Source organism: Burkholderia sp. ABCPW 14 (assembly GCF_001523835.1).
Lineage (GTDB): Bacteria > Pseudomonadota > Gammaproteobacteria > Burkholderiales > Burkholderiaceae > Burkholderia > Burkholderia mayonis.
This window is the reverse complement of sequence record NZ_LOVS01000073.1, coordinates 1-2087: the sequence shown is the minus strand read 5'-3', so window position 1 is coordinate 2087 and position 2087 is coordinate 1. Positions and strand designations below refer to the sequence as shown.

At 50.6% G+C, this 2087-nt stretch carries 2 protein-coding genes; both read right to left on the bottom strand.

Going from position 1 to position 2087, the window contains the following annotated elements:
• Positions 1–110: 110 nt before the first annotated feature.
• Positions 111–836 carry a hypothetical protein gene (locus WS62_RS11575; RefSeq protein WP_066570962.1) on the bottom strand — a complete coding sequence of 242 codons (726 nt, stop codon included), beginning with the start codon at positions 834–836 and terminating at the stop codon, positions 111–113.
• 379 nt (positions 837–1215) lie between these two features.
• Positions 1216–1962: a DUF3987 domain-containing protein gene (locus WS62_RS11570; RefSeq protein ID WP_269435274.1), complete on the bottom strand. Its 747-nt coding sequence runs from the start codon at positions 1960–1962 to the stop codon at positions 1216–1218.
• Positions 1963–2087 lie beyond the last annotated feature (125 nt).

Below are 2087 nucleotides of genomic sequence, written 5' to 3'. Positions count from 1 at the left end.
CCGACCCGCCGTTCTGAACGGTACCGCCGTCGCAACACGTCAAAGGGGCCCGAGGGCCCCTGCGTACTTGAGAAAATTACTCAGCATTGCGCCGCCGTTTAAGCGCGGTTTTACGCCGCCATCAACATCAGCTCATTGTACCGGCGAGCAACGAAGAAGCGCTTGCGATACTGTTGGAACATCTCAGGCGTAACCCATCGACGAAACGCCGGCTTGATACGCAACGTCAGCGATAGTACCAGCCAGCGAGATCTTCCCGTCCTCTCAGAAAACATGGCCTCTTCCATCTCAAGAACACTACGCTCTCTGCGCGTTGCATTGACCAGGCGAAGACGTTCCCGTTCAGTGAATTTTCGAGACTGAATCCGCGCACGGATCTTCCCGATCAGAATGTTGAATATCTCGAAATATCGCATCCCGGTCCGAACATGGACATGCTCAGGGTTTCCGAAGTCGAACAGCCTTTCTCCAAGCGGGCTAAGAAGCGCCATCTCTTTGCAGACATCATAAAACGCTTCGACGCGTGCAGAGTATCGATACATGTTTGAATATCGTTCGATGCAATCATTCATGAGGCTGTAGAAATTCTTTCCAAGTAACAGCTTGCGTAACTTCGTCAAGCCACTGTATTTTGCTCGTTCCTCAACGAATCCACCAGTCCATCGGGTCGAGATGGACTTCACGAATCTCTCGATTGTAAATAGATGTCCTGAAGCATACCCCTTGTGAATGATCGTTTTGGTTTTTTCACCCTCATTGGTTTGTTCAAGGTTGATTCGTTCGTCAATCTGGGAAATTATTCTGAGCGTCTCAATGTCTTCAATGATTTTCATCATGGTTGCAACGTGATGGGTCCTTCGCCGTGTTGGTGAAGGTTATTGATTACCCCATTTCTTCGATGGATGAGCTGCCTGCAAGCGATGCTCGTCCATCATTGAAATCGAGATATGCTAATGTTGATTGATTGTGCGCGATTGTTGATTTATTAAGGATGATAACTTATATATTCCAAATAAAGCATAAGTGCGGTTGGTTAGCTTCGCTCGGTAGGGCGAAGAATTCGAACAGCGATGCTGGGGAAGAGCGGCGCTTTCATTCCACTCCTCATATGCATAGTTCTGCACGCAATAAAAAATACCCCGACCAGAATTGGCCGGGGTGGGCGAGGGGAGATCATCGGTCGATGCTACACATGCTACCTGTAGCGTTGTAGCATCAATGGTGATCCGGTTTCGGTATGTCCTTGGGGCGCGTGCCGAAGTGGCTGTCCAGCAACTGAACCGAAACCACCTTTTCTCCCGGAGCAAAGTTTAGGCGCACAATCCCCTCGTGGGCGAGGACATAAAGCGCATCGACGACATAGTCACGCTTCGAGCGAATTTCTGCGTTCCCGACGTACTGTTGAATCTGGCGAACCGTGACGATCCAGCCCGTCCAGGGCGTTCCGCGTACCTCGAATTTCTTGAACTCTCGCCGCAAATATTCGAGTACGGCGCGTGCATACTTCTCTTCGAGAGGTACATCGATCTCACCAAACAACGCGATATGCTGTTCAGTGAAAAAAATAATCAAACGAATCGCACTGAGTAAGATGTCACGCTGGATCACGGTTCCTTCGCGTTGCTCAATGACGTGCAGGTTGGCTGCAATCCGGAGGATGTTCTCTGGAATGCGGTTTGCAAATTCAGGAATATTGCCGAGACAACCACCTTCGGCCCTGTTCTCCTCGATCCACGCCAAGGTCGTGCGAAACTGCTCTTCCGCGCTTTCGGCGAGGGTCAATGCTGTTCGCTTGATCTTCCCGGAACGCAGCATTTTTGCGTAGCGCTCAAAAATTCGAGAAATGTTCGCATTGTGCCGGTCCCGTGCCTCACGGACAACCTTGACGCGACGAGGATTTTTCTGCGGCGGTAGCGGCTTACACATCGCGATGAGTGTCCGTGCGCCCATTCCAACATCGATAGTCGAACCTGAACAATCCTGGACGGCTTATACGGAAAGGCTGTGATGCCGAAACGGTGTTGTTGGATTTGCAGGAAGCAGGCATATTGACGCGTGAATCCTGCAAATCCTGACGAGGTGTGGAT